Here is a 6,494-nt window from a genome sequence, read left to right as displayed (position 1 = left end):
GCTTAACTGACTGGCATTACTCGCGTGTGCGAGGCCTTTTTGTTTGTGCTTACGAGGCAACTAACTTGGACAATATTAACTACTCTGTGTAGATAGCTATTCCATTCACCGTTTGTTCTGAAACAGGGATTAAGTACTGGTAGTCTGTGCCGACACCTCCCAATACTACAGAGTTGTTGCTTCCTGTCGCTTGCAGTAAGACCCCATTAGCTCCTAATTTAGCCGCCTGATTTTTTAACTCTTCGATTGCATAGTCGATGGAGCCTTGTTTAGTCATACCTGCATCACTAGATGCATCAACTAAAGCTATTTTTTCATAGTTCTCAGGCGCTTCAAGATAAAGAGTAACTTCTTGAGGTGTAATTGGTTCTCTGGCTTGTCCGACTAATATTGCTGAACCAGATGCACAGCCAACTAAAAATAGCGTGATAGAAAGAGCTAAGGCTTTAAAGATATTCATTGGGGTTAAGTCTGTTTCTGGAATTAGGAGGCGGAGTATAGCGAAATAAGACCACCCTTTAATTACGGGCATTGTAACAAATTGCGTTATTGCTTGTGAATCAGATGCATATGAGGCTTGACCGATAATCCCCTCCTAACCTCCCCTTGGTTTACATCTCCAATCTCTTGTTGGTAACGGGAAAGGGGAGGAACTGAATACCGATCGTGACAAGTGCTGCTATATGTTCAGCGACAAAGAATATTCTCCCCCTCGATCGTATGTTTAAAGAGATCGGTGAACTGTATTTGAGGGGGAGGATTTGGTTTACTAGAATCGTTCACGCAACGTTGATGAAAGCGATTAGGTCAGTGAAGTAGGACGCTGTAGTTGATATAGAATAGCTGTAACTGTTTGATAGATAAAACAAGGCCTCGCGATTGCGAGGCCTTTTTGTGTTCCGACTAAAACTAAATATTAATCGAGCCTAGCGAAAACTCGGGATAATTGCTGGAATTCCCGGTAGAAGGCCAACCAATGCCATTACGCCACTTAGCACAATGAACATAGTGCCAGGCAATACCCAGCGGCTCATTTTACTCAGTTCACTGCTGCGTTCTTTACAACCGACTAAGCCTAAGTTATCCAACAGCATGGTGAGAGCCCAACCAAATGCAGGGTTAACGAGCGCTGAAGAAAATACAACAATCGCGGCCGACTGTGTGGTTTTTCCTTCACGCGTCATTTCCATGCCAGCTTCTAGCAATGGAACAAATACCCCAACAATCAGCGCCACACACAGTACAGGTTGCCAGATAGCTAAATCCATCGGGTAACCCCAAACTGCGGCGATGATACAGAACAGAGCTGTGAGCAGCGCGCCAGCAGGAATAGGGCGTTTAGCAATCGCCGCCGGTACGATGTAAGTACCCCATGAAGAAGTAAAGTTAGTACCACCGAGCAGAGAACCGAACGTTTGACGAATTGAAGCCGTGGTCATGGTGTCGTCGATGTTCATGTGTACTTTCTCGGTACGCTCTGGGTAGCTGATCTTTTGGAATACTTGATGCCCTAAGAAATCTGGAGACCACATAGCGACAGCCAAAATTGCAAACGGCAATACCACCATGAAGTGCTCAATCGTTGGTAGGCCTAACATCCAACCTGTATCTTCTCCCCACCAATACATAGGGTTCATGTTAGGTAAGCCTGGCTCAGTGTGGAAAACGAATGGGGCACCCATGGCAAATGCAATCGTACCGCCTAGCAAGCAGCTAAGAGGTACAGCTAGCCAACGCTTACGGAAATGTTCCAATAATGCGTACAAAATAATGGTGCAAAAGATCACGACAAAAGCAATGTGGCTCATGCCAATTCCTTCAGCCCAAGCGAACAGCTTTTTCACTTGAGAAGCGGTTCCAACAAAGCCGAGGTAGAGCAACAAGCCGCCACACACACCTTTACTGGTGAGGTTAGCCAACATGCTGCCACCTTTACTGATGGCTAAGATGAGGCCAAAAGCGCCAATCAATAACCCAAACGCCATAGGGTGTCCGCCTGCTGCAACCACAATTGGAATTAACGGGATGAGTGGGCCGTGTGTACCTGCGAGATTCGCGGTCGGCAACAGGAAGCCAGAGAAAATAATAATGAAAACAGAGGCGATGAGGAGTTCATAACGAACGTTTTCTAGAATGAAGTCTTCATTTAATCCGAGAGCCCCAGCAAAGGTGGCAGCAATCGCGCCCACCATAACCACTTTACCAATGGTCGCGGCCATGGCTGGGATGGTGTCTTCTATCTCAAATCGGTAATCTTTAAACGGTAAATTTGGACGCCAGCGCTTAGGCGACATGATTTGTAATTCGTGCTCTAGATACTGTTCTCGGGATTCAAACTCTGAACTTGGTTTGTGTTGTTGTTCATAGGAGAGCTCGTTCTCAATGGTTTGAGGCTTTTCTCTTGGTATATTTACGGACTCTAAAGTACTGCTCATTTTGATTCCTTTCGTTCACACTCTGAGGTGTGTTATTCCAACAAACGTTGTTGACTCACGGCATGAAGTGTAAACAATGCGTCAACCTATCATTAAAAATTCATTAACATTTAGTTGTTAGTACCTTATACCAAACCAAAAAAAACAAATAGACTCAGTCGGTTAGACATTAGTCGTAGAATCGGACGACTAGTATTAGACCCTGTAGGTAGTATGTGTCTGTTTATTGGTAGGTTCTTAATTTCAGGAATAACAAAGTGACTTTCAACAACAAATGGTTCGACTTTAAAGGCCCAGAAAAAAGTCCAACGACTTACGTTTGGCTGCATGCTTGGTTACGTTCTGGTGTGATTTGATAGTGACATCTGGTCCGGTTTTATGTTGGATATATTGGGTAATAAGCAGGGGTAGGGATTGCCTCTAGTAGCTCAATTTCTCCTACGTTTGGCCCCTGATAGTGTTAGAATCTCCGCATCAGAATTATCGAGAAACTAGGTATTTATAAACAATGTTTATCCATCACGTAAACGGCATCGACTGGCTGGTGATTACAGCTTTTGAAGAACTGAAACCGATGTTTATCGAAGATGCTGGTCCCATCCCAGCTTACTTCTCTACCACCAGTGAATTGAGCCTGATTGATCAAGCCAAGCGCAGCTATGGATTTTTGCCTAAACTCCGCGGTGTGATCACTGATACCGGCACGTATCAAAGTGAAAATCTTGAAGAAGATTTGAACCCACAGCTCGCGTGTATAGTGGAAGGGCGTGGTCGGGTGTTTATCTATCACGGCGACTATGTGGCTTTTGTGGATGACGAGCAAACCTTCATTACCCGTATGGACTGATAGTGACTCAGTGAGTTGAGATCTGCGAATTGGTCAATCGGCGAGTTAGCTCCCCTAGAATTAAAAACTAAAGGATTAATACGATGGCAAAAACGGTCTCATTGGTACTTGGCAGTGGTGGCGCAAGAGGCTTGGTTCATGTTGGAATCATCCGTTGGTTAATCGAGCATGGCTATCAGATAAAATCCATCTCTGGCTGCTCAATTGGCGCACTTATCGGTGGTGTCTACGCGGCGGGTAAGTTGGATGAATTTGAAGAGTGGGTCACCAGTATCGACCAATCGGATATGGCTATGATGTTGGACTTTTCATGGCAATCGAGTGGCATCTTCAAAGGGGACAAGATCATCGAAACGCTGCGTGGGCTGATCGGCGAGATTTCAATTGAAGATCTGCCTATCCCTTATACCGCAGTTGCTGCCAACGTCGCCGAAGAAAAAGAGGTTTGGCTGCAATCCGGTTCTCTGTTTGACGCCATTCGCGCCTCCATCTCTTTGCCACTGTTCTTCACTCCACATGTCATTAATGGTGAAGTGCTGATTGATGGAGGAGTGCTCAATCCCGTACCGATTGCGCCTACCTTTAGTGATAAGACAGACTTTACTCTGGCTGTGAACTTAGGTGGTGAACCTGAGATGCTTCAACAGGAAGTGATACCGGTTTCCCTACCAACAAAAGAGAGTAACCTGCATGAGAAGGTTGTTCACTTTATCGATAATCTCGGTAGCAGTGTAAAAAGTAAAATGAGCTTCAATTTTGCTGCCTACGACATTGCCAACCAAGCGTTTGATGCGATGCAATCGACCATTGCTCGCCAAAAACTGGCCGCTTATCCCGCCGATATTACGCTTGAGATCCCTCGTAATGCCTGTGGCACCTTAGAGTTTGATCGCTCACAAGAGATGATAGATAGAGGCTACCATTTGGCACAGGCTAAATTGGGCAATCGACTTTAATGTATTTGCTGCTGAATGAGAGTATTTATGGAAACTGAACTAAAAGAGCTTGAACTCCACGAGCTTATGGCAACAAAAGATGTCATCGTACTCACTAGCTCAGAAGAAGCTGCCGTATCTTGGCTGATAGAGTGCTATCAAGAGAACGCTGATATTCAGGTTATCGAGAACGCACATCAGCTAGATACTGAAGCGGTTTTGGCGCAATGCCGAGACAGCCTGAGTGAAAGTAAAAAGGTTATCCTTGCCGCACAGTTTCGTAGCCAGTTGCCTATCATCAATATTGCTTCACTTTGTAATGAGAAGCGCAACTCATTGATCAATATTGAGTTGTCCGGCTGGGATGAAGAAAATCGCCTTCCTCATTCTTATAGCAGTTTCTAGGTTATAGCAGTTTCTAGGTTATAGCGGTTTCTAGTTAACAGCATTCTCTATATTGCAGCCGTTTTAGGTAGCAGACAATGTAAGAGCATCACTTCAAATGTCTGCCGCCATCAAGGTGCAAAGTTCTTCCTGTCATGTAGTGGCTAGCCAACACAAACTTGATGCCATCTATTATTTCCTCAAAGCCAGCTTCTGTGGGAATCAGAGCTTTCTTCAGAGCTTTGGTTTTGTATGCCTCATCGTCATGTTCATTGAACTTAATCATGGCTGGAGAGAGAGTATTTACTTTGACCTTGGGAGCCAGCATTGCTGAAAAAGACAGCGTCAGGTTGTTGAGTGCCGCTTTGCTGGCCGCGTAAGCGATGTGTTTTTTACTGCCTTTTTCTGCAACGTAATCACTGATGTGGATGATGTCTGAAGTTTTATCGCCAGACATCAGTTGGTCTTTGAGTGTTAAATTGAACAGATAAGGCACGGTAGCGTGGATCGTCATCATTTGGTGCATGATTTGTGATGCATTGTCACTGGGGTTTGTCTTGTTCTCAGGCTTCCAGTCTGAAGCGTTGTGTATGACGGCTCTGAGTGTCTTATATTCTTGACCAACATAATCAAGAAAACCCTCTAGGCTGCTCTGTTGATAAAAGTCTACTTGCTGCAAGTCGGCTCCACTGTCGCGCAACTGTTGCAGTTGAGGATAGTCGCTGCGGTAGGTGCCAACCACGTTGTATCCATCCGCTAAAAGTTGCTGCGCCAGTGCAAATCCGAGTCGCTTTCCAATGCCGGTTATCAGTATCGTTTCACTCATCGTAAAAACTCAGCTCTGGTTTGAGGGTTAGTTTTGAAAATTCCACCGAGAGCGGTTGTTGAGGTTTCAGAGTTTGCATCCATGACGCCTCTAGATTTAACGCAATAGTGAGTGGCTTTAATCGTCACGGCCACATTTTCTGTTTCGACTAGAGTCTGTATCGCGACTAGGATTTGCTGAGTAAGGCGTTCTTGCACTTGAGGGCGCTGGGCGAAGAATCGAACAATACGGTTGATTTTAGACAGCCCCAGAATCTTGTTTTCAGGGATGTAGGCCACTTCCGCTAAACCATCGATGGTAATGAAGTGATGTTCGCACGTCGAAGTTAGATCTATGTCCGACACCTTAACCATTTCATCAACGGACATTTTGTTATCTATAACGCTGATTTTTGGGAAGTTATTGTAATCGAGCCCTGAGAAGATCTCATGTACGTACATCTTTGCAATACGATGGGGCGTTTCAGCAAGGCTATCATCAGTTAAATCGAGCCCAAGCGTACTGACCACTTCAGTTAACAGCCCTTTAATGCGGTTGTACTTTTGGTCGGGGTTCATTTCGCTCGCTGTCATTGGGGTTTCAAGTCCTTTAGCGAGTAAAGCTTCTCTTACTTTTTCGGCTTCTGTGTTTAGCATTGAGTCGCTCCTTATTAATTAGTTTTCGAGTTCTGCTTCATAGCTCAGGGTGAGCGAAACGGAATCAGCGAAGCGAAGAGCATGAGGCTTGTCAATTCTCACTTGGGCGTATCGTACCCATGGATGATCGATACAAATACCGAGTACGTCGCTGGTTAACTTTTCTAAAAGCAGAAACCTTCCTGATTCGACGTGTTGGATAATCTTCTTGCAGATGTTTTTGTAGTTAAGCGCATTGTCCACGTCATCAGAAAGACATAGATTGTTGGCGGGATAATGGATTTCTGCATTGATGACGATGTCTTGCTGCTTAGATTTTTCTTCTTCGTTGAAACCGATGAAGGTTCTGAGTCTCAGGTTTGTAATGGTGATAATGGCGTTGTGATTCATAACAGTGTCCAATCCTTAGAAAGTGAAGTCAGTTACGTGCTT

8 protein-coding genes are annotated in these 6,494 nt (G+C 44.9%); 3 read left to right on the top strand and 5 right to left on the bottom strand.

What is annotated here, in order from left to right; genetic code table 11:
* Nucleotides 1-79: 79 nt before the first annotated feature.
* Together BCV39_RS19880 and BCV39_RS19875 are read right to left on the bottom strand one after the other, a co-directional pair.
* Nucleotides 80-460, bottom strand: a complete 381-nt coding sequence (locus BCV39_RS19880) for a hypothetical protein (protein WP_102431306.1) — start codon at nucleotides 458-460, stop codon at nucleotides 80-82.
* Between the two features lie 466 nt (nucleotides 461-926).
* Nucleotides 927-2,435, bottom strand: coding sequence for a DUF3360 domain-containing protein (locus BCV39_RS19875; RefSeq protein ID WP_102431305.1), 1,509 nt, complete (start codon nucleotides 2,433-2,435; stop codon nucleotides 927-929).
* A gap of 508 nt (nucleotides 2,436-2,943) precedes the next feature.
* On the opposite strand from BCV39_RS19875, the gene BCV39_RS19870 reads away from it, so the two are divergent.
* From BCV39_RS19870 to BCV39_RS19860, 3 genes are all read left to right on the top strand, one after another.
* On the top strand, nucleotides 2,944-3,282 hold the full coding sequence (locus tag BCV39_RS19870) for a hypothetical protein (protein ID WP_004734781.1): 339 nt from the start codon (nucleotides 2,944-2,946) through the stop codon (nucleotides 3,280-3,282).
* Nucleotides 3,283-3,365: 83 nt separating this feature from the next.
* Nucleotides 3,366-4,238 carry a patatin-like phospholipase family protein gene (locus BCV39_RS19865; RefSeq protein WP_102431304.1) on the top strand — a complete coding sequence of 291 codons (873 nt, stop codon included), beginning with the start codon at nucleotides 3,366-3,368 and terminating at the stop codon, nucleotides 4,236-4,238.
* Between the two features lie 15 nt (nucleotides 4,239-4,253).
* The gene (locus BCV39_RS19860; RefSeq protein WP_102431303.1) at nucleotides 4,254-4,622 is read left to right on the top strand and encodes a hypothetical protein; all 369 of its coding nucleotides are present in this window, start codon (nucleotides 4,254-4,256) and stop codon (nucleotides 4,620-4,622) included.
* 88 nt (nucleotides 4,623-4,710) lie between these two features.
* Here the strand turns inward: BCV39_RS19860 and folM are convergent, their stop codons facing one another.
* From folM to folX, 3 genes are read right to left on the bottom strand one after another with little or no spacing between them, the layout of a single operon-like run.
* Nucleotides 4,711-5,427: a dihydromonapterin reductase gene (gene folM, locus BCV39_RS19855; protein WP_102431302.1), complete on the bottom strand. Its 717-nt coding sequence runs from the start codon at nucleotides 5,425-5,427 to the stop codon at nucleotides 4,711-4,713.
* Nucleotides 5,424-6,062 (bottom strand): GTP cyclohydrolase I FolE, encoded by a 639-nt coding sequence (gene folE, locus BCV39_RS19850; protein ID WP_102431301.1) that lies wholly within the window; start codon nucleotides 6,060-6,062, stop codon nucleotides 5,424-5,426. The genes folM and folE overlap by 4 nt, the downstream gene beginning before the upstream one ends.
* An 18-nt stretch (nucleotides 6,063-6,080) precedes the next feature.
* Nucleotides 6,081-6,452 carry a dihydroneopterin triphosphate 2'-epimerase gene (folX, locus tag BCV39_RS19845; RefSeq protein ID WP_048664833.1) on the bottom strand — a complete coding sequence of 124 codons (372 nt, stop codon included), beginning with the start codon at nucleotides 6,450-6,452 and terminating at the stop codon, nucleotides 6,081-6,083.
* Nucleotides 6,453-6,494: the final 42 nt, after the last annotated feature.

The sequence above is a fragment of the Vibrio sp. 10N.286.55.E10 genome, from assembly GCF_002872555.1.
Classification (GTDB): domain Bacteria; phylum Pseudomonadota; class Gammaproteobacteria; order Enterobacterales; family Vibrionaceae; genus Vibrio; species Vibrio crassostreae.
Note: the sequence above shows the minus strand (reverse complement) of the source record. Positions and strands in the feature narration are given on the sequence as shown.

Excerpts from the sequence above, each read along its gene's own strand:
- BCV39_RS19865 (WP_102431304.1), top strand. The coding sequence starts at position 3,366 with ATGGCAAAAACGGTCTCATTGGTACTTGGCAGTGGTGGCGCAAGAGGC.
- BCV39_RS19875 (WP_102431305.1), bottom strand. The coding sequence starts at position 2,435 with ATGAGCAGTACTTTAGAGTCCGTAAATATACCAAGAGAAAAGCCTCAA.
- BCV39_RS19880 (WP_102431306.1), bottom strand. The coding sequence starts at position 460 with ATGAATATCTTTAAAGCCTTAGCTCTTTCTATCACGCTATTTTTAGTT.
- folE (WP_102431301.1), bottom strand. The coding sequence starts at position 6,062 with ATGCTAAACACAGAAGCCGAAAAAGTAAGAGAAGCTTTACTCGCTAAA.
- folX (WP_048664833.1), bottom strand. The coding sequence starts at position 6,452 with ATGAATCACAACGCCATTATCACCATTACAAACCTGAGACTCAGAACC.
- BCV39_RS19860 (WP_102431303.1), top strand. The coding sequence starts at position 4,254 with ATGAGAGTATTTATGGAAACTGAACTAAAAGAGCTTGAACTCCACGAG.
- BCV39_RS19870 (WP_004734781.1), top strand. The coding sequence starts at position 2,944 with ATGTTTATCCATCACGTAAACGGCATCGACTGGCTGGTGATTACAGCT.
- folM (WP_102431302.1), bottom strand. The coding sequence starts at position 5,427 with ATGAGTGAAACGATACTGATAACCGGCATTGGAAAGCGACTCGGATTT.